Source organism: Phaeobacter sp. A36a-5a (assembly GCF_037911135.1).
Classification (GTDB): domain Bacteria; phylum Pseudomonadota; class Alphaproteobacteria; order Rhodobacterales; family Rhodobacteraceae; genus Phaeobacter; species Phaeobacter bryozoorum.
The window spans coordinates 1,459,789-1,478,826 of the sequence record NZ_JBBLYU010000001.1 but is presented as its reverse complement, the minus strand read 5'-3'; the positions used below and the strand labels follow the sequence as shown (position 1 = coordinate 1,478,826).

At 62.1% G+C, this 19,038-nt stretch carries 16 protein-coding genes; 5 read left to right on the top strand and 11 right to left on the bottom strand.

Annotation, left to right across the window (positions count from 1 at the left end; all coding sequences use genetic code 11):
• Window position 1: 1 nt before the first annotated feature.
• The 8 genes from WLQ66_RS06960 to WLQ66_RS06925 all read right to left on the bottom strand — a co-directional run bounded on the left by WLQ66_RS06960 (window position 2) and on the right by WLQ66_RS06925 (window position 8,748).
• Window positions 2-1,597 carry an ABC transporter substrate-binding protein gene (locus tag WLQ66_RS06960; RefSeq protein ID WP_340545620.1) on the bottom strand — a complete coding sequence of 532 codons (1,596 nt, stop codon included), beginning with the start codon at window positions 1,595-1,597 and terminating at the stop codon, window positions 2-4.
• Window positions 1,598-1,688: 91 nt separating this feature from the next.
• On the bottom strand, window positions 1,689-2,759 hold the full coding sequence (locus WLQ66_RS06955; protein WP_340545619.1) for a dipeptidase: 1,071 nt from the start codon (window positions 2,757-2,759) through the stop codon (window positions 1,689-1,691).
• Window positions 2,760-2,962: 203 nt separating this feature from the next.
• Window positions 2,963-3,634, bottom strand: a complete 672-nt coding sequence (locus tag WLQ66_RS06950) for a class II aldolase/adducin family protein (protein ID WP_340545618.1) — start codon at window positions 3,632-3,634, stop codon at window positions 2,963-2,965.
• Window positions 3,635-3,641: 7 nt separating this feature from the next.
• Complete coding sequence (gene mtnA / locus WLQ66_RS06945; RefSeq protein ID WP_340545617.1) at window positions 3,642-4,745, bottom strand: S-methyl-5-thioribose-1-phosphate isomerase; 1,104 nt, start codon at window positions 4,743-4,745, stop codon at window positions 3,642-3,644.
• An 87-nt stretch (window positions 4,746-4,832) separates the two neighbouring features.
• Window positions 4,833-5,123 carry a MoaD/ThiS family protein gene (locus WLQ66_RS06940; RefSeq protein ID WP_340545616.1) on the bottom strand — a complete coding sequence of 97 codons (291 nt, stop codon included), beginning with the start codon at window positions 5,121-5,123 and terminating at the stop codon, window positions 4,833-4,835.
• 9 nt (window positions 5,124-5,132) lie between these two features.
• Complete coding sequence (locus WLQ66_RS06935) at window positions 5,133-7,403, bottom strand: xanthine dehydrogenase family protein molybdopterin-binding subunit (protein WP_340545615.1); 2,271 nt, start codon at window positions 7,401-7,403, stop codon at window positions 5,133-5,135.
• Entirely contained in the window at window positions 7,403-7,885 is a 483-nt protein-coding gene (locus WLQ66_RS06930; RefSeq protein ID WP_340545614.1) for a (2Fe-2S)-binding protein, read from the bottom strand. Before WLQ66_RS06930 ends, WLQ66_RS06935 begins: the two co-directional genes overlap by 1 nt.
• Window positions 7,882-8,748, bottom strand: a complete 867-nt coding sequence (locus WLQ66_RS06925) for an FAD binding domain-containing protein (protein ID WP_340545613.1) — start codon at window positions 8,746-8,748, stop codon at window positions 7,882-7,884. Before WLQ66_RS06925 ends, WLQ66_RS06930 begins: the two co-directional genes overlap by 4 nt.
• A gap of 712 nt (window positions 8,749-9,460) precedes the next feature.
• Between WLQ66_RS06925 and WLQ66_RS06920 the strand changes: the two genes are divergently transcribed.
• From WLQ66_RS06920 to WLQ66_RS06910, 3 genes are all read left to right on the top strand, one after another.
• Window positions 9,461-10,426 (top strand): TAXI family TRAP transporter solute-binding subunit, encoded by a 966-nt coding sequence (locus WLQ66_RS06920; protein WP_340545612.1) that lies wholly within the window; start codon window positions 9,461-9,463, stop codon window positions 10,424-10,426.
• Window positions 10,427-10,561: 135 nt separating this feature from the next.
• Window positions 10,562-13,168: a TRAP transporter permease gene (locus WLQ66_RS06915; RefSeq protein WP_340545611.1), complete on the top strand. Its 2,607-nt coding sequence runs from the start codon at window positions 10,562-10,564 to the stop codon at window positions 13,166-13,168.
• Window positions 13,165-13,596 (top strand): universal stress protein, encoded by a 432-nt coding sequence (locus WLQ66_RS06910; protein ID WP_340545610.1) that lies wholly within the window; start codon window positions 13,165-13,167, stop codon window positions 13,594-13,596. Before WLQ66_RS06915 ends, WLQ66_RS06910 begins: the two co-directional genes overlap by 4 nt.
• An 89-nt stretch (window positions 13,597-13,685) precedes the next feature.
• Here the strand turns inward: WLQ66_RS06910 and WLQ66_RS06905 are convergent, their stop codons facing one another.
• Genes WLQ66_RS06905 through WLQ66_RS06895 form a run of 3 tightly spaced genes read right to left on the bottom strand, consistent with a single transcriptional unit; the run spans window position 13,686 to window position 17,894 of the window.
• Entirely contained in the window at window positions 13,686-14,792 is a 1,107-nt protein-coding gene (locus WLQ66_RS06905) for a lipocalin-like domain-containing protein (RefSeq protein ID WP_340545609.1), read from the bottom strand.
• Window positions 14,782-17,232, bottom strand: a complete 2,451-nt coding sequence (locus WLQ66_RS06900; protein WP_340545608.1) for an FtsX-like permease family protein — start codon at window positions 17,230-17,232, stop codon at window positions 14,782-14,784. Before WLQ66_RS06900 ends, WLQ66_RS06905 begins: the two co-directional genes overlap by 11 nt.
• Window positions 17,229-17,894 (bottom strand): ABC transporter ATP-binding protein, encoded by a 666-nt coding sequence (locus WLQ66_RS06895; protein ID WP_340545607.1) that lies wholly within the window; start codon window positions 17,892-17,894, stop codon window positions 17,229-17,231. Before WLQ66_RS06895 ends, WLQ66_RS06900 begins: the two co-directional genes overlap by 4 nt.
• Before the next feature lie 200 nt (window positions 17,895-18,094).
• Here WLQ66_RS06895 and WLQ66_RS06890 point away from each other — a divergent pair, with 200 nt between their 5' ends.
• A complete protein-coding gene (locus tag WLQ66_RS06890; RefSeq protein ID WP_340545606.1) occupies window positions 18,095-18,487 on the top strand; it encodes a hypothetical protein in 393 nt (130 codons plus the stop codon).
• A gap of 96 nt (window positions 18,488-18,583) precedes the next feature.
• Entirely contained in the window at window positions 18,584-19,033 is a 450-nt protein-coding gene (locus tag WLQ66_RS06885; protein ID WP_340545605.1) for an ion channel, read from the top strand.
• The last annotated feature ends 5 nt before the right edge of the window (window positions 19,034-19,038 follow it).

The following is a 19,038-nucleotide window of genomic DNA, read 5'->3' as shown; positions in this document are numbered from 1 at the left end:
TTTACTTGGTCACGTCCCAGTAGGCGACGGAGGTGATCGCCCCGCCGAGGCTCAGCCCTTCGACATTGTCGGCCATGCCAGCCTGTTCGATCAGCTGGAACATGATGGCAAAGGGGGCTGTGTCGCGGAACTCTGCCTGAATTTCGTGGTACATCTCGGCGCGCTTGTCGGTGTCGCCCTCGACCACGGCGGCGGCAACCTTTTCCGTCAGCCCGCCGGTGTCCCAGCCGTTGCGCCAGGCCAGAAGACCGGTTGCATTGGCTTCGTCCGAATTGTCCGGGTTATAGGCAAAGGTCCCCGCATTGGTATGCGGATCAGGATAGTCCGGGCCCCATGCGCCCAGATAGATATCCAGTTCCCGCGCGCGGTATTTGCCCAGGATCTGTTTGCCAGTGCCAACCTCAAGGTTCAGCGTGATCCCGGCCTGTGCAAAGGTGTTTTGCAGCGACTGTGCAATTTCCAGCCGTTCCTGCGCCTCGCGCACACCGACCGTCAGCTCCAGATTCTCGACACCGGCCTCCGCCAGCAGCGCCTTGGCCTTTTCGACATCGAGCGAGAAGGGGTTTTCGTCCACAGCGCCCAGATAGGTCTTCGGCAGGAAGTTCTGGTGGCCGACATACCAGTTCTTCAGGAAGCTGTTCTCCATCCCGTCATAGTCGATGAGATATTTCAGCGCCTGACGGACCTGCGGCTTCGACAGTTCCGGGTGTTTCTGGTTGAAGGAGACATACATCAGGCGGCCGCGCATTTCGCGCAGCACCTCGACACCCTCAACACCGGCCAGACCGTCCACATCCGAGGGCGTCAGATCGCGGGCCACGTCGATATCACCGCGTTCCAGCATCAGGCGCTGGGTTGCGCTTTCCTGAACGTGGCGCACGATGACGCGCTTCATTTCTGGCTCACCGCCATAATACGAGGGGTTTGCGCTCAGGGTGACACTTTCCTTCGGCTTCCAGCTGGCCAGGCTGTAGGGGCCGGAGCCTGCCGAATTGGTGGTCAGCCAATTGTTGCCCATATCGCCATCGACCTCATTGGCCATGACCAGTTCCTTGTCGACGATGGCGCCGATGGTCGCCGTAAGGCAGTTCAGAACAAAGGAGGTCGCATAGCGTTTGTCGGTGGTGATAGACAGCGTATTGCCGTCAACCTTGATGGTTTCATCGACGTTTTCGGGCGTAAAGCCAAACTGCGTGATGATGAAGGACGGCGTCTTGTTCAGAATGACCGCGCGCTTCAGCGAAAACGCCGCATCCTCGGCCCGGACCGGGTTGCCGGACTGGAAGGTCACGCCTTCGCGCATGGTAAAGGTGATGGTGCGGCCATCCTCGGAGACGGTCCAGCTTTCGGCCAGATCGGGCTGATAGCCTGCGTCCAGATCGGAGGGGTCAAAGTTGACCAGCTTACCATAGATGTTGCGGATCACATCGGCACCCGCAAATTCAAAGCTCTGCGCCGGATCCAGCGTGGTGATATCGTCAATGCGGTTGGCGATAACCAGCATATTGGCGGGCGTCTCAGCCATGGTCGCCATCGGGGTGAGGCCAATCGCCAGCCCCAGCGCGGCGGTGCCAAGAAGGGTATGAATGGTTTTCATCTTTAACTCCCTATTGTGTTTTTGATCTTGGAATATCGCGCTGTTGTCAGCGTCTTGTTGTTGTGTGGGTCTGAACCGGAGCGCGCACCGGTCAGCTGCGCGCCTCCGTTTTCGGGCTGCGCCAGGTGGCATCCAGAACCCGCAGCCAGTTGTCGTGACATAGTTTTTTCATCAACGTCTCATCCACACCGTGGTGACGCAGAGCGGCGCGAAGCGCGGGCAGGCCTGCAACGGTCCTGATCTCCCGCGGCACGGTGGCCCCGTCGAAATCGGAGCCGAAACCAACCCGATCCTCGCCGAGCTGGCTGATCAGGTGGTCGATATGGCGCAGCATCCGGTCAATCGGGGTGTTTTCGTCCATCCGGCCATCTTCGCGCAGAAAGGCGACCGCAAAGTTCAGGCCGACCATCCCGTCACTGTCGCGGATCGCGTGCAGCTGGCGGTCGGTGAGGTTACGGCTGTGCGGCGTCAGCGCATGGGCATTGGAATGGGTGGCCACCAGCGGCGCTGCGCTCAGCCTGGCCACATCCCAGAAACCGGCCTCGTTCAGATGCGACAGGTCGATCATAACACCCAGATCATTGCAGCGCCGGATCAGCCGTTTGCCATCCTCCGTCAGCCCCGGACCGGTATCGGGTGATCCCGGAAACCGGAAGGGCACGCCATGGCCGAACCTTGTCGGGCGGCTCCACACCGGACCGATTGAGCGAAGCCCGGCCTGATAAAGCAGGTCGAGCATGTGGAAATCCGGATCAATTGCCTCCGCGCCCTCCATATGCAGCACCGCCGCCATCATCCCGGTCGAGAGGCAGTCGCGGATATCTTCGGTTGTGCGGCAGACCTTCAGCGCGCCGTCGCTTTCCAGCTGAAACAGCAGGGACGCCTGCGACAGCGCGACAGGGGCGGCATCGGGCCAGCTGATCGCCGCCGACAGCGGCATATCATAGCTGTCTGCCATCATCTCGTCTTCGCTATCCAGACTGTGGCCATCCGGAATATAGATCGCAAAGAAGCCGCCGCCAAAGCCGCCCGTGCGCGCTTTGGCCAGATCAATCTGGCGCCCGCCGTTGCCTTGGAACCCGTCCACGCCGGATGAAATATCGCGATTGTGCAATCGCAGCAAAACATCGTTGTGGCCGTCGAAAATCAGAGGGTCAGTCATATTTCTTCCTAATTCCCTGATATGAGGTCGTATCTTTTGCGCTAACGCAAGGGAATTTACGCCCGTTTCCCGGATAAGACGGACGACGGCCCAAAAACTGCCATCTAACTGGGAGGAATGGCGTGACAGCGGTCATCTTGCCCGCTGGTCGTTCGACCGGGCCGGGAAGATGTTCGATTATCGCGCAATGGCGACTCGGCTGGTCAGGCCTGTTTCAGCCCGTAGGTGGCGAAGGCAGCAAGCGCCTCCTCCATCTGCGCCGTGCTTAGCAGTTTTGGTGTGCCGATGCTGCGGGCCAGTATGTACGTCCGCGCCAGACTCTCCAGCTCCACCATGCGCCACATCGCCCGCGCCAGCGTATCACCGGTCACAAGAGCCCCATGGTTTGCCATCAGGCAGGCGTGGCGGTCGGCCATGGCGTGGACGACATGATCCGACAATTCAGCCGTACCGAACAGCGCGTAATCCGCCAGCGGCACGTCATCTCCGCCAAAGGCCGCGACCATATAGTGGCAGGCCGGGATCGTCATGTGGTTCACGGCGAGAGCGCAGCAATGCGCCGGATGGGCATGGACGACCGCCATCGCCTCCGGCTTCGCCGCAAGCAGCGCCTGATGAAACTGCCACTCCGACGACGGGGCCGGCTGTGCATCCTCGGGATCAGGCCCGCCCGCAAGCGGCATTCGGACGATCATCTCCGGGCTCATCGCCTCATAAGGGATGCCGGACGGGGTGATCAGCATGTCACCCCCGGCGATCCGCAGGGAGATATTGCCGGAGGTGCCCTGATTGATGCCGGTCCGGTTCATCTCCAGGCAGGCATCAATGATGGACTGACGCAGGGCGCGGCTGTCATCCGGGGCGGGTCTGATCATGGCGCGGTCACCCGGCCTTGCGGACAAGATCGGGGAACAGCGCCGCCAGCCCGTCGGCAGAGGCATCGCAGATGCCGCGCTCTGTGATCAGCCCGGTGACCAGCCGATTGGGGGTCACGTCAAAGGCCGGGTTGCCGCAGACCGTGCCGTCCGGTGTCACACGCGCAAGCCCGATATCGCCGCTATCAAGCACGCCCTGAACATGGCTTACCTCGCGGCTGTCGCGGTCCTCGATTGGGATCTCGGCAACGCCATCGGTCACCGTCCAGTCGATGGTCGGCGAGGGCAGGGCGACATAGAAGGGCACCCCGTTGTCATGGGCTGCCAGTGCTTTCAGATAGGTGCCGATCTTGTTGCAGACATCACCCTGACGCGTGGTGCGGTCGGTGCCGGTGATCACCAGGTCGACCTGTCCGTGCTGCATCAGATGACCGCCGGCATTGTCGGTGATGTAGCTGTGGCTAATACCATGGCTGCCCAGTTCCCAGGCGGTCAGCGCGCCCTGATTGCGCGGGCGGGTCTCATCGACCCAGACATGGATCGGAATTCCGGCATCATGGGCCTGATACATCGGGCTGGTGGCGGTGCCCCAGTCAACCGTGGCGATCCAGCCTGCATTGCAATGGGTGAGCAGCCGCACCGGCTCACCTGCGGGTTTCTTCTGTGCGATCCCACGGATCAGGGTCAGCCCGTAAGTGCCGATGCGCCGGTTGATTTCAACATCCTCATCGGCGATTGCATGGGCCAGTTTCAGTGCGGCGTCAGCACGCTCATCCTCGGGCAGGGGACGCAGGACCTCCATGCAGCGGTTTAGCGCCCAGCGCAGGTTGATCGCAGTGGGGCGGGTCGCATTGAGCTGCTCCCAAGCGGCCTCCAGCGCACCGTCCGAAGGATCAAGCTCGGCCGCCAGCGCCATGCCATAGGCGGCGGTGGCTCCGATCAACGGCGCGCCACGCACCCGCATCTCGACGATGGCGGTCGCGAAATCATCCAGTGTTGCAACCGGCTGAATGCGAAACTCATGGGGCAGCCAACGCTGGTCGATAATCATCAGAACCGATTGATCCTCGTCCCACCAGAGCGAGCGATAATGTGTGCCGTTGACCTTCACTGCGGTGTCCTCCGTTGATGGCTGGCCCAGCGCCGCCGCTGATGCCGTCCTAGCGCATTGGCGGTAAAGTGCAATCCTCTTGCGCAGCTAGCCGCCGCGCAACCTCTGCATGAGGTAGATTTCATTCTGGGGCCGGAGCGGTTCATCAAGACTGGCAGCAATGATCCGGCCGTCCACGGCAACGGATACGCCTGCGTCGAGAGCCGGTGCAAGTGCGGGATAGGCAGATTTGAGCGCTGCGATCATCCCGCCGATTGTGGTGGCCTGAACCTCCACAGCGTCCTGCCCATCTGCAAACCGTCGCAGGCCTGACCAGAGGTGTACGGTCAGGCGCGGTGTGCCCGCGCCCTGACCTGTGGTGCTGTACTCAGGTGCCATTGCGGCGCCTCAGCCCGTCTTGGCGCGCTGCTGCTCCAGGGCGGCCAGAATGCGCGGTGGCGACATCGGCAGCGCATGCAAGCGCACCCCCGCCGCCGCTGAGACTGCATTGGCGATGGCCGCGAGAGGCGGACAGATCGAGGTTTCGCCGACACCGCGCACGCCGAAGGGATGACCGGGGTTCGGCACCTCGACAATCACCGTGTCGATCATTGGCAGGTCCGAGGCGACGGGGATCCGATAGTCGAGGAATACTGCATTCTGCAACCGCCCGTCCTCGCCGTAGATATATTCCTCATTCAGCGCCCAGCCGATGCCCTGTGCGGCACCGCCCTGAAACTGACCTTCGACATAGGTGGGATGGATCGCCTTGCCCGCATCCTGAATGACCGTATAGCGCGTCACAGCGGTCTTGCCGGTTTCGGGATCCACCTCCGCATCGACGATATGGGTGGCAAAAGAGACGCCGGCCCCTTCGGGCGTCGCCTCGAAATGGCCGGAGATCGGTCCACCGGTCTTGCCCATGTCGCGGGTAATCTCCGCCAGCGGCATCGGGTCGAAGTTGCCCGCATTGGGACCGGAGGGCACGGCATGGCCGTCCTCCCATTTCACAGCATCCTCGGGGATACCCCATTTGACCGCGGCGCGTTTGCTGAGCTTGGCCACGGCATCCTCTGCCGCCTTGATCGTGGCAAGGCCGCTGGCATAGGTCACCCGGCTGCCGTGGGAGACGTCATTATAACCAAGCGTGGCAGTATCGGCGATGGTGACGCGGATGCTCTCATAGGGAATGCCCAGAACCTCTGCCGCCATCAGCGCCATGGAGGCGCGGGAGCCGCCGATATCGGGCGTGCCAACAGAAATCTGACAGGTGCCATCCTCTGACAGCGACAATGACACCGAGGTTTCGCCACCATGGTTGAACCAGAAGCCGCAGGAGATCCCGCGCCCCTGACCGGGCTTCAGCGGGGCACTGTAGTGGGGATGCGCCTTGGCAGCCTCGAGCGTTTCGACCAGACCAATGCGTTCGAACTTTGGCCCGTAGGAGGCTTTGGTGCCCTCGCGCGCGGCATTTTTCAAGCGCACTTCGATTGGGTCGAGATCCAGTTTACGGCAGAGCTCGTCAATCACGGATTCCACCGCGTAGGCCGCCATCGGCGAGCCGGGCGCGCGATAGGCCGCCTGTTTGGGGCGGTTGCTCATGACGTCATAGCCAATCTGCTGGACGTTCTTCAGATCATAGGGCGCAAAGGCACACATTGCGGTCATATCCGCAGGCGCACCCGGAAAGGCACCGCCCTGTAGGCGGAAGGTGCCCTGTGCTGCGGTAATGATACCATCAGCGGTCATGCCGATCTTGATATCCATGGAGGTCGAGGCGGTGGGGCCGGTGGCGCGGAACACCTCGGGGCGGCTCATCACCAGTTTGACCGGGCGATTGGACTTGCGCGACAGGGCCAGTGCGACAGGTTCGATGAACACCGTGGTCTTGCCGCCAAAGCCACCGCCGATTTCCGAGGCGGTGACGCGCAGCTGCGATGTCTCAATCCCCAACAGCGCCGCGCAGTTCTTCTGCACATACCAGTGGCCCTGCGTACAGCACCACAGTTCACCCTTGCCGTCCTGTCCCAGCTGGGCAAGGCAGGCATGGGGTTCGATATAGCCCTGATGCGTCGCCTCGGTGACGAAATGCTCCTCGACCACCAGATCGGCCTTGGCAAAGCCCGCCTCGACATCGCCATGGCCGCTTTCGTGGTAGCGCACCACGTTTGGGTGCATCCCCTCCGGCACAGAGTAATCGGCAGCGCCCTCGCGGATCACCGGTGCATCCTTGGCCATCGCCTTATCGACATCGGTCACATGGGGCAGTACCTCATACTCGACCTCGATCAGCTTCAGCGCGTCACGAGCGGCGAGGGCCGAGGTGGCCGCCACAGCCGCGATGGCATGGCCATCATAGAGCGCGGTATCGCCCGCCATCACGTTTTCCAGCACATTCCATTGTTCGCCTTCCAGCCCCGGCGCGGGTTTGATGGCGTCCGAGAAATCGGCACGGGTGACGATCGCCTTCACATCGCTCAGCGCCTCGGCCTTGCTGGTGTCGATATGTTTGATCCGGGCATGGGCGTGAGGGCTGCGCAGGATGGCCCCGAAGAGCATTCCCGGTGCCGTGATATCGGCGCCAAAGCGCGCCTTGCCCGTGACCTTGTCCAGACCATCGGGGCGGTTGGGACGGGTGCCCACCTGGGTGAAATCGGTCTTGCGTTGATCCAGAGCCATTATGATGCCTCCCGCATCTCTGCCGCCGCGTCCATGACGGCGCGAATGATCTTGTCATAGCCGGTACAGCGGCACAGATTGCCCGCCAGCCAATAGCGCACTTCGGTCTCGCTGGGGTCGGGGTTCTTCTCCAGCAGCGCCTTGGCCGCGACCAGAATGCCCGGCGTGCAGATACCGCATTGCAGCGCGGCGTGGTCGATGAACTTCTGTTGCAGCGGATGCAGTGTTTCGCCAGCAGCGATGCCTTCGACGGTGGCGATTTCCTGGCCTGCGGCTTCGACGCCGAGCACCAGACAGGAACAGACCAGCCGCCCGTTGAGAGTGATCGAACAGGCGCCACAGTCGCCGGTGCCGCAGCCTTCCTTGGCACCGGTAAGGTTCAAACGGTCGCGCAGCACATCAAGCAGCGTTTCGCGCGGATCGCAGAGGTAATCGACGGCATCGCCGTTGACGGTGGCCGAGACGTGGATCTTCGTGCTCATGCTTTGTCTCCCTTGGCGCGGGCATAGGCGGTTTCTGCGGCGCGGCGGGCCATTACGCCCGCCACCTGCGTGCGAAAGGCAATGGTGCCGCGTTTGTCGGTGATCGGTGAGCAGGCATCAGAGGCAGCGGTGGCCAGTCGCCCCAAGGCCGCGTCGTCCAGCCTGGAGCCGATCAGGGCATCGGCACAGGCCTGCACCAGCAGTACCGTGGGCGCGACAGCTCCGAGGGCAACGCGGGCATCCGCGACGGTGTCGCCCTCCAGCCGAAGCCAGACACCACAGCCGACCACGGCGATGTCCATCTCGGTTCGCGGGATAAACCGCAGATAGGCGTCGCCCTGACCGGGTACGGCGGGCGGCAGATGCACCGCCGTGATCAACTCGCCGGGCTTCAGCGTGATCTTGCCGGGAGCTGCCGGAATATCCACGACCGCGGCGCGGCGATTGCCGTCAGGTCCGGTGATGCTGACCGATGCACCTGCCGCAACCATAGCCGGCACGCTGTCGGCGGCAGGGGAGGCATTGCAGAGGTTGCCGACAAGCGTGGCCCGGCCCTGCACCTGGGTGGATCCGATCAGGTCCATCGCCTCGACCACGCCCGGCCATGCGGCCGACAGGTCATCATGTTCGGACATTTCGGCTCCGGCCACCGCGGCGCCGATGGTCCAGCTGCCATCGCTTTCCTTGCGGATGTCGCGGACGCCATCAATCGCCTTGATGTCGATCAGCGTATCGGGCGTGACGATATCGGCGCGCATCTGCACCAGCACATCGGTGCCGCCGGCCAGAACACGGGTAACCCCCGATGCTGAAGCCGCCAGCTCCGCCGCTTCGGCAAAGCTGGTTGGTTGGTGATAGTTCATTGGGACTGTCCTTTTGCTGGCCTGCTGCAGGTGGCTGATGGGTGGGTCCGGATGTCCGGGGCATGGAATGCGCTGCGGGCTGTCTCGACGCATATGCCTGGCCGCGGGCCAAGGCGGTGCGCTTTGCGGTATCTTGCGTCCTTGCGCAGTCTTCGGCAAGCCGCCATCGCAGCCGGTTTCGGACATAGGCGTGAAATCTCACGCTCGCAAAGTACAATCGGCAGTGATGTTCACATACCGCACCGGGCAACGACCGAGGGCGCGCTTAGGTGGCAGGGGCCCATAAACGGGGAGGGTATTACGCTTTTGCCCCTTGCGGTGTCGGATCCAGTCTTTTATGGCGGCGGCAATTCCAGAAATATTCTAGAAAATATCGCCATCAAAGGGGTTTGAATGGCGAAGTTGGGTTGCGCATGGGTGTGACAATCTGCCACAGTGCGCCGAATCCAATGGATGTGGATGCGGGGGAATATTCCGGGATTGGTATCAGATACGCTGAAACCTCGTGCCTGCGGGGCCACGGGCAGATCGTAAGCCTTGACTTGGTCTGATGCGCCTGAAACGCTTTAACCGCTGGACCTGCCGGAAATTGTTGCCAGAACGCGCGACAAAACACACCTGGCGTCTACATGTCCCCAAGGGTTCAACGACCCCAGCCGCGCCGTGTGCGGCTCTACGGTTTCGAAGACAAAAACGTGGGAGAACACTACATATGACCAACACCAAGCTGGCCGTTAGCGCCCTTGTGGCTACCGCCTTCATGGCACCTGCCGCGATGGCAGAAGAATTCATCACAATCGGTACCGGCGGTGTGACCGGCGTGTACTACCCGACCGGTGGCGCGATCTGCCGTCTGGTCAACAAGACCCGCAAAGAGCACGGTATCCGCTGCTCCGTGGAATCCACCGGTGGCTCCGTCTACAACATCAACACCATCCGTGATGGTGAGCTGGAATTTGGTGTGGCGCAGTCCGACTGGCAGTACCACGCCTATAACGGCACCTCCAAATTCGAAGAGCAGGGCGCCTTTGAAGGTCTGCGTGCCGTGTTCTCCGTTCACCCGGAGCCCTTTACCGTTGTGGCGCGTGCCGATGCCGGCATCACCAATTTCGACGACCTCCAGGGCAAGCGCGTCAACATCGGCAACCCCGGTTCCGGTCAGCGCGGCACCATGGAAGTGCTGCTGGAAGCCAAAGGCTGGGGCATGGACAGCTTTGCGCTGGCAACCGAGCTGAAGGCCGCCGAACAGTCCGCAGCGCTCTGCGACAACCAGATCGACGCCATGGTCTACACCGTTGGCCACCCCTCCGGCTCGATCCAGGAAGCCACCACCGCCTGCGACTCCGTCCTGGTGACCGTGGATGGCGAAGCGGTTGAAAAGCTGATCGCTGACAACTCCTTCTACCGGACTGCAACCATTCCCGGCGGCATGTACCGTGGCTCCGACGCGGATGTGAGCACATTCGGCGTTGGCGCGACCTTCGTGACCTCTGATCAGGTCTCGGACGAGGCGGTCTACACCGTGGTAAAAGCGGTCTTTGAAAACTTCGAAGACTTCAAAAAACTGCACCCGGCCTTCGCCAACCTGAAGCCTGAGGAAATGGCAACTGCGGGCCTGTCCGCACCGCTGCATCCCGGCGCGGCGAAGTACTACAAAGAACAGGGCTGGGTTGAATAACCAGACCGATGATCGAACGGGGCGCCATGGCGCCCCGTTTTGCACCTGCGGTCTCCACGTCCGCTGACCGGGGTGTCAAGAACAAGTGGAGCAGTACCTGCACCCAAGCGGTACGAGCTTTCGAGGGGAACCATCATGACAAGTGAAACACAGGGCAAAGGTCCGCTGTCGGAGGAAGAGCTTCAGGCTCTTGTTGCCTCATCAGACTCCGGCGCCCGCAACCCGATTGGCAGCGTAGGGCTGTTCCTGGCCATTGTGGCCTGCATCTGGTCGGTCTTTCAGGTGCTGCTGGCCTCTCCGGTTGCCAATCTCGTGCTACCGGGCAGCGTCGTAAACAATGCGCGCCAGATCCATCTGGCTTTTGCCATTTTTCTCGCCTATGCGGCCTATCCCGCGCTGAAGAGCAGCCCGACGGACCGGATCCCGGTTCAGGACTGGATCCTGGCGCTGATGGGCACATTTACCGCACTTTATGGCTATATCTTCTACGAGAAGATCGTGAATGCCGGTGGCAAAGGTGATGACATCGACACGGTCTTTGCTGCGATCGGTCTTGTGCTGCTGTTTGAGGGCGCGCGCCGCGCCCTTGGCCCGGCGATGGCAATCGTGGCCTCTGTGTTCCTGCTGTATGTTTTCTTCGGCTCATCCGAGCTGGTCCCCGATGTGATCCGCTGGAAAGGCGCATCGCTGGACCGCGCGATGGAGCAGATGTGGATCACCTCGGAAGGTGTGTTTGGCATCGCGCTGGGGGTGTCGACGAAATTCGTGTTTCTCTTCGTGCTGTTCGGTGCACTTCTGGATAAGGCGGGTGCGGGCAATTACTTTATCAAGATGGCCTTTGGCGCGCTTGGTCACCTGCGCGGTGGCCCGGCAAAGGCGGCGGTGGTCGGCTCGGCCGCAACCGGTCTGATCTCCGGCTCCTCGATTGCCAATGTCGTGACCACCGGTACCTTCACCATTCCGCTGATGAAGCGGGTTGGCTTCACCTCGGAGCAGGCCGGTTCGGTAGAGGTTGCCTCCTCTGTCAATGGCCAGATCATGCCGCCGGTTATGGGCGCGGCTGCGTTTCTCATGGTGGAATATGTCGGCATTTCTTATGTCGAGGTGATCACCCATGCGTTCCTGCCGGCGACCATCTCCTATATCGCGCTGATCTACATCGTGCATCTGGAAGCCGTAAAGCGGAAGATGCCGACCCTGGGCAACCGCGAAGTAAACCTGATGCGCACGGCGCTGGGTATGCTGAGCTTCTTCCTGGTGTTTGCGGGGCTGTGCTATGGCACCCAATTCCCGGTTGATGCGATCGAAGCCGTCGCACCAAGTGCAGCCGGCCTGATCATCACCTGTCTGGTTGCATTGGTCTATGTCGCGCTGGTCTATATGGCAGCGCAGGTTCCCGACCTTGAACCCGATGACCCCAACGCCAAGGACATCGAACTGCCCGAGGTTGGCGAGATCTACAAGGCCGGTCTGCATTACCTGCTGCCGATCATCGTGCTGGTTTACTTCCTGATGATCGAACAGAAATCGCCGGGCCTGTCGGCTTTCTGGGCGACCGCTTTGCTATTCGTGATCCTGCTCACCCAGAAACCGCTTAAGGCGCTGTTCCGCGGGCAGAGCAACCTGCTGCACAACTTCATGGATGGGCTCAACGACCTGTGGCACGGCATGGTGGATGGTGCGCGCAACATGATCGGCATCGCGCTGGCAACAGCAACAGCCGGCGTGATCGTGGGCACGGTGACCCTCACCGGTGTTGGTCAGGTCATGGCCGATCTGGTTGAGTTCCTGTCGGGCGGCAACCTGATCCTGATGCTGGTGATGGTAGGGCTGTTGTCCCTGATCCTCGGCATGGGTCTGCCCACGACGGCGAACTACATCGTTGTCAGCTCGCTGATGGCGGGCGTTGTGGTCGAACTGGGGGCGCAATCCGGTCTGATCGTGCCGCTGATCGCGGTGCATCTATTTGTGTTCTACTTCGGCATCATGGCGGATGTGACACCGCCTGTGGGCCTTGCGAGCTTTGCCGCGGCGGCTGTCTCCGGGGGCGATGCGATCCGTACCGGCTTCATCGCGTTCTTCTACAGCCTGCGCACCGTGGCGCTGCCGTTTGTGTTCATCTTCAACACCGATCTTCTGCTGATTGATGTCACCTGGGCTGAGGGGATACTGGTTGCGGTGACCGCCACCATTGCGATCCTTGTCTTTACTGCCGGCACCATGGGATATTTCCTGACCCGCAGCCGGATCTATGAAAGCGTGGCGCTGGTGGCAATTGCCTTTGCAATCTTCCGTCCCGGCTTCTTCATGGATTACATCCAGCCGCCGTTCACGCAGGTAGAGCCGGCCGAGCTGGTCACCGCGCTCGACGATGTCCCCGAAGGCACCGAAGTGCGCGTGAAAGTGGCGGGTCCCGATTTCGACACTGGCGAGATGACCGAAACCACTTTGGTTCTGACCGTCGGCGCAGAGGGCGGGCAGACAAGCCTCGATCAGTTCGGACTGCTGCCGCTGGAAGAAGACGGCATTGTCAAACTGGAAGAGCCGATGTTCGGTACCCCGGCGCAGCCGATGCTGGACGGGTTTGATTTCTATCTGGATGACCCGGTATCCTTGACCTCGGTGCAGGTGCCGTCGGATCAGCTGCCCAAGGAGCTGATCTTTATCCCGGCGCTGCTGCTGCTGGGGCTTGTTGCCCTGATGCAGACGGGCCGTGCCCGCAAAGAGGAGGCAATGGCATGAGTAAATCTGTTCTCTGCGCGCTGGAACTGAACGGCGACACGACGGACCGCAAGGTGCTGGCAGAGGCGGCCCGACTGGCCGATCTGGATGGCGCGCAGCTGGATGTCGTCAATGTGCTGCCCGATTTTGGCGAAAGCTGGGTCTCGGGGTTCTTCGAAGAGCACCACCATGAACGCGCGGTAAAGGAAACCGCAGATCATCTGGGCAAGCTCTGCGAGGAGGTCCTCGGCGCCGAACGCAACGCCAAGGTGCGGCATCTGGTGGCCACCGGCAAAGCCTATCAGGAAATCCTGAAGGTCGCGGACAAGGCGGGAACCGATCTGATCGTGATCGGCGCGCATAAGCCGGAGCTGTCGGATTATCTGCTGGGACCCAATGCGGCGCGGGTGATCCGCCATTCCACCTGTTCGGTCTATGTGGTGCGCTGATCCGCAGGCATTCTAGCCGCATATCTCCTTATTTTAGGGGCGTCCGATCGGGCGCCCCTTTTTCCGTCGCCCATGCGCCCGGTCTGCCTTTAGTCGGGTGGCGGCGCGTAACCTGTCATCTCCAGATATCCCTTACCGCTGTGGCTGCCGGTGATCCGCACCGGTCCCTCCCAATAGGGAAAGGACATCGCCATCCAAGCCTGCGGGTTCAGCGCGGTGACTTCGATATCGAGGCCGCGTTCGGGCAGGCGCAGGTTCCACTCCGTTGGGACCGCGCGACCGGCAACCTGTGTCAGCCCGCGCGGCGTCGCCTGAAGATGCCCCGGCTCCAGCGGAGAGGGCGCGCCATCGGCTGCGATCCATGTGCCTGAGGTGAACAGGCTGCTGCCCCGCAACTGAAACCCCATCAGCTTTTCGCCACTATCAAAGCGCAGCGAAAACCAGTCCCAGCCGCTCTGATCCTCAGACAGGGGCTGACTTGACCATTCACGGTCCAGCCAGCCTTCTCCGGTCACCTGCACCGGGCCGCCGGGCAGCTGCAATGTGCCGCTCAGCTGATAGTGCGGCTGGGAATAATAGTAGCTGGCCTGTCCATCCGCCGATTTCACCGAATAGCCGCCATCCCCCTGCAAGACCAAGGGACCATTGGCTGTGAGAGAGAGATCATAGCGAAAATCCTGCCCGGTCGCGCGCAGGCTCAGCGCATCCAGACCGGCATCGCGGCCGCGCATGAACCAATCGTCGATATAGGCCTCAAACGGAGCGGTGGTGACACCGGCCTGCCCAATGCCACCCCGCGCCAGCCGCTCGGCGTGAAAATGGGCGTCGGGCGTCGTCAGACCGGCGTGGCCCATCCAGATCTGGGGGTCTTCCCAGGCGGATGCGGTCGGCATCGAACGGGCATCACCCGGTTGCAGGGCAGACCGGAACAGCGTCCACTGAACCCCGTAGTCACGCCCGTCATCTCCGGTCAGATTGGCGGTCAGATACCACCACTCGATGCGGAACTCGGGGTGGGCGCCGTGATCACGCGGGAAAACCAGCTGGGTGCCGCGTGCAGGTACTGCAAACCCGTCCACCTCGGTTCCGAGCCCGGCATACCCCTGCGCCGCAGCCGGACCGGCAAGCCGGATGACCAGCACCAGCACCGCGACAAGGCCGCAGAAAATCGCTTGGAGAGCAGGCTTAACGTTCACTGGCAAAGACCCTCAGCAGATCGGCGGGTTTCAGCTTTGACAGCCGCCGTGCCGGCAGGGCCGCCGCCAGCGCGGCCGCCGCCAGCGCCATCAGGAACAGCCTTAGCCAGTCCAGCGGAAACAGAAACATCGGCAGGCGCCAGCCGAAGGCTTCGACATTGACAACCGCGAGCAATGCCCAGCCCAGCAGCAGGCCGAGAGGCAGGGCAAGCAGGGCCGTCAGCCCGGCCAGGATCACGCTGCGCAGAAGTTCATATCTGGCCAGTTGACGGCGTGTCAGCCCCATCGCCCAGATCGGCGCCAGCTGCGGCAGACGTTGACTCCAGAGCGTCAGCAGGCTGGTCAGCATTGCAAAGCCAGCGACGCCGAAGGTCAGCAGGTTCAGCGCTCCGGTCACGACAAAAGTACGGTCAAAAATCGCCAGCGACTGCCGTTTAAGCGCGCTCTGGTCGATGAAAGCACTGGACGGCAGATCGAAATCCTGTTGCAGCTGACGGCGCAGGCGCGCCACGTCCTCAACCGGCAGACGCAGGCCGAAACGGCGGTTCTCGATCAGCGGGCGATGCTCCAGCAGGGTGGCGAGACCGACAATCGCCTGCGGGTTGGGGTTGCCATAGTCGGAATAGACGCCTGCTATCCGCATGTTCCAATCCGGTGCAATCTGCAGCAGATCTCCGGTTTCCAGGTCGCCACGGCGCGCCAGCTGTTCGTTGATCAGCGCACCGCTGCCGTCGGCCACCTGCTGCCAGACGGTTGCATCGGCCTGCAACAGCGGCCAGTTGTCGCGATAGGTGGAATCATCGACCACACCGTAAACGTCCATCGGGGCGCCGCTGTAGCGCTCATCACTGTGGCGGATTGGCAGGGCGCGGATACCCCTCTCCGCCAGCCAGGGCAGCACCTCATCGGCCATCTCGTCGCGCGGAAGCGTCATATAGAGCTCCGAGGCCAGCCGTTGATCTAGCCAGCCAAGGAAGGTGAGGCGAAAGCTGGAAACCATTGTGCCAACACCGATATTTGTCGCCAGCGCCAGAAGGAGTGCCATCAGCGCCAGCGACAGACCCGGCAGCTGCGCGCGCATGTCCGCCCATAACCAGAGCGTCACCGGGCCACGCGCCATTCGGGTTCCGACCAAGGCCAGCCGCGACAGCGCCAGCGGCAGCAGCAGCGCGGCCCCCAGCATCAGACAGCCGAGAAAGACAAAGCCAGCCAGCAGCCCGTCGAACAGCACCGGGATTGCTGCAGCCGCCAGCACCATCAGCGCACCGGTCGCAGCAGAGAGCCGATGGCCACGCAGCGCCTGCTGACCGCGCGCGGTTGCCGCTGGCGCTGCGAGAATGGGCAATCGTGACAGGCTGTACCAGCTTTGACCACCGGCCAGCATCATGCCCGCCAAGGCCATCGCAAGGCCAGAAAGCACCCAACCCGGACGCAGGTTCAGGCTGCCGTCGACCGAGGCGCCATATAGCCCCGAAAGGGTTGCGCTGACACCGGGAAGGAGAGCCGCCGCGATCAGATAGCCAAGGATCAGGCCAAGCAACGCCGCCACAAGCGTGATAGCCAGTAGTTCAGTAAAAACAAGCCAGACCAAAGTGTTGAGCGGTAACCCTAAACTGCGCAGGCTGCGGAACATGCCGCGTCTCTGCTCAATCCCCAATGCGATGGTGCCCTGTACGATGAACAGGCCCACCGCAAAGGACAGCAGCCCAAAGGCGGTGAGGTTGAGGTGAAAACTGCGGGTGAGCTGCGCCGTATCCGCGCCGGTTGATGCGCTCTGCAAACGCAGGTCAGGCACCAGTTCGCCCAGCGATCTGAGCCCGCTGGGTTGCGCATCCAGCACCATCAGGCGGCTGATCGCATCCGGTCGCGCGAGCAGTCGCGCCGCAGTCGCTATGTCACTGATCAAAACGTCTCGGGGAACCGCTGTGCTGCGCGTTGTCGGAGGCAGATCAAGATCGAGGCCGGTCACATCCGTCTCGGGGTGCAAGAACAGGTGACCAGGTGCCAGCAGCAGATCCGCCGGGGAAAGCGCCACGGATGTGTCGCCGTCGGATTCCGTTGCGGTTCCGGCTTCGCTCAGCCGCTCCATCATCGGATGCGAGAGGATATCAATGCCCACCATTTCAAGGCGCCTTCGGCCGGAGCCTGTTTGTTGGTTTGTGAGGTCACCGATCAGTATCGGCGAGAGCTGCCAACCTTCACGTCGCAGCGCAACATATTGGGAAATATTAATATCTCCCTCTGGATTTACGAGATATCTTTGTCCGGACGGGGAGATGCGCGCTGCGGCTTCGGCATAGCTTGCACGCGCCTCGGCATTGATCGCCTGCACCGCAGACCAGAGCGCGGTGGCCAGCGCGAGACCGGTGATCAGCATGGCCAATTGCAGCGGGTGCTGGCGCCAGTGAGACAGGATCGCGGAGAATGCAGCCGCTCTCATGTCCCGGCCTCACGCAGGCGGCCATTGCTGAGGTGGATTTGCCTGTCTAGCAAGCCCGCAATGGCCTGCGAATGGGTGACGAGCAGCAGCGCCGCGCCAGTTTCCCGCACGAGATCCAGCATCAGCTCCATGACCGAAGCACTTGACGTTTCGTCCAGATTACCGGTCGGCTCATCCGCCAGCAGCAGCTTTGGGCGCAGCGCCAGCGCGCGGGCAATAGCGACCCGCTGCTGCTGTCCGCCAGACAGCTGTTCGGGGTAGCGCCCCTGTAGTTCGGCCAGCCCCAGCCGACGGGTCAATGCCTCGATCCAAGGGGCATCAACCGTGTCGGCCAGCCGGGCATGCAGGCTGATGTTCTGACCAACGGTCAGGGCCGGGATCAGGTTGAACTGCTGAAACACAAGGGACACATGTCGTCGCCGCAGCGCCGCGCGCCCGGTGTCATCCAGCTCGGCGAGGGAAACATCATCCACCACTATGCGGCCGCGGTCGAACTGATCCAGCGCGGCCGCCAGATGCAGCAACGTGCTTTTGCCGGATCCGCTGTCTCCGGTGAGTGCGAGGCTGCACCCGGCGGCCAGATCCAGCGAGACACGGTCCAAAACCGGAACAGCACCGGACGGCCCCGAATAGGACTTGCTGACCTCCTCAATGATTAGCATCGACGTATAACCCCTTGCGGCTGTTATGGTTTGTGCGACTGCACCGCGATACATCCGGCGACCAGACAGGCTGATCTTGCAGGCTGACCTTTCCGGGGATCCCGGCCCAAGACAACAGATAACATTGACGCGCCCTGATGTAGGCCCCATTTGAAGCTTGCCCATGCAATAATGGGGTTGGGCTCAACAAAGGCTATGCCATGTCGCTGTTCTCACTGCCATTCCGCTGGTCATCGCGAGGTCTGGCACCTGCCATTCTGGCCGCTCTGGCAGCGGTCCCACTGACGGAGGTCGCCGTGGCGCAAACGGCATCCGGCAGCCGCGAAGCGCTCTGCCGCAGCCGGGCGGAGGCCTACGCCGGCGCGCCGCGCAGTGATGCCCCTGACGGTCTGCGGCTGGGCAATGATCGCGCCGGGATCACTTTCTCCGGGACAGTTCGGATCGGGATCAGTGTGCAGGAGGGCAAGCTGCGCCGCGCGAGATCACGCAGCGGTTCCGAAGCCGAGGACCGCGATGATTACTTCAACACGCCCGAGGCGCAGCGCAAGCGGCTGGTCAAACAATACTATCGCGATTGCATGTCGCAGCGCTGATTTCGTAGACTGCGCCAAAACCGGAGCCGTGAGCAGAGCCGATCGCGGCTGACCGACAGATCCATCGGCGCAAGGTCAACGAATGAGGGCAGGGACATGACACTCATCCAGCAGCTGCTGCTCGGCAGCCTGTACCTCGGGATCTGCCTTGTCGTGGAGGCTGGGTTGCTGGTGTTCTGCATCCATGTTCTGCGCAGGCGGCTTGGCGTGCTGCAACGTGGGCGGCGCTTTGTGCAGATGAGCGCAGTGCTGGCGGTTGCGATCGGGCTAATCGTCTTTGCCCATACGCTGCAGGTCTGGATCTGGGCCACGGCGCTGATTTTCTCTGGTGCCATAGGTGACTGGAATACTGCTATTTATTTCTCGCTCGCGACCTATACCACCCTCGGCTACGGCGATATCGTCCTTGGCGAGGGGATGCGGATCTTTGCCGCGTTCGGCGCGGTTACCGGGCTCTTTGCCTTTGGCATCAGCACGGCGTTTCTGGTGGCTGCATTGCGAGAGGTGTTTCTGCTGGAAGATACCGCGCCGGTGAGAGTGCGCTGACCCGT

Excerpts from the sequence above, each read along its gene's own strand:
- WLQ66_RS06960 (WP_340545620.1), bottom strand. The coding sequence starts at position 1,597 with ATGAAAACCATTCATACCCTTCTTGGCACCGCCGCGCTGGGGCTGGCG.
- WLQ66_RS06955 (WP_340545619.1), bottom strand. The coding sequence starts at position 2,759 with ATGACTGACCCTCTGATTTTCGACGGCCACAACGATGTTTTGCTGCGA.
- WLQ66_RS06950 (WP_340545618.1), bottom strand. The coding sequence starts at position 3,634 with ATGATCAGACCCGCCCCGGATGACAGCCGCGCCCTGCGTCAGTCCATC.
- WLQ66_RS06940 (WP_340545616.1), bottom strand. The coding sequence starts at position 5,123 with ATGGCACCTGAGTACAGCACCACAGGTCAGGGCGCGGGCACACCGCGC.
- WLQ66_RS06935 (WP_340545615.1), bottom strand. The coding sequence starts at position 7,403 with ATGGCTCTGGATCAACGCAAGACCGATTTCACCCAGGTGGGCACCCGT.
- WLQ66_RS06930 (WP_340545614.1), bottom strand. The coding sequence starts at position 7,885 with ATGAGCACGAAGATCCACGTCTCGGCCACCGTCAACGGCGATGCCGTC.
- WLQ66_RS06925 (WP_340545613.1), bottom strand. The coding sequence starts at position 8,748 with ATGAACTATCACCAACCAACCAGCTTTGCCGAAGCGGCGGAGCTGGCG.
- WLQ66_RS06920 (WP_340545612.1), top strand. The coding sequence starts at position 9,461 with ATGACCAACACCAAGCTGGCCGTTAGCGCCCTTGTGGCTACCGCCTTC.
- WLQ66_RS06915 (WP_340545611.1), top strand. The coding sequence starts at position 10,562 with ATGACAAGTGAAACACAGGGCAAAGGTCCGCTGTCGGAGGAAGAGCTT.
- WLQ66_RS06910 (WP_340545610.1), top strand. The coding sequence starts at position 13,165 with ATGAGTAAATCTGTTCTCTGCGCGCTGGAACTGAACGGCGACACGACG.
- WLQ66_RS06900 (WP_340545608.1), bottom strand. The coding sequence starts at position 17,232 with ATGAGAGCGGCTGCATTCTCCGCGATCCTGTCTCACTGGCGCCAGCAC.
- WLQ66_RS06895 (WP_340545607.1), bottom strand. The coding sequence starts at position 17,894 with ATGCTAATCATTGAGGAGGTCAGCAAGTCCTATTCGGGGCCGTCCGGT.
- WLQ66_RS06890 (WP_340545606.1), top strand. The coding sequence starts at position 18,095 with ATGTCGCTGTTCTCACTGCCATTCCGCTGGTCATCGCGAGGTCTGGCA.
- WLQ66_RS06885 (WP_340545605.1), top strand. The coding sequence starts at position 18,584 with ATGACACTCATCCAGCAGCTGCTGCTCGGCAGCCTGTACCTCGGGATC.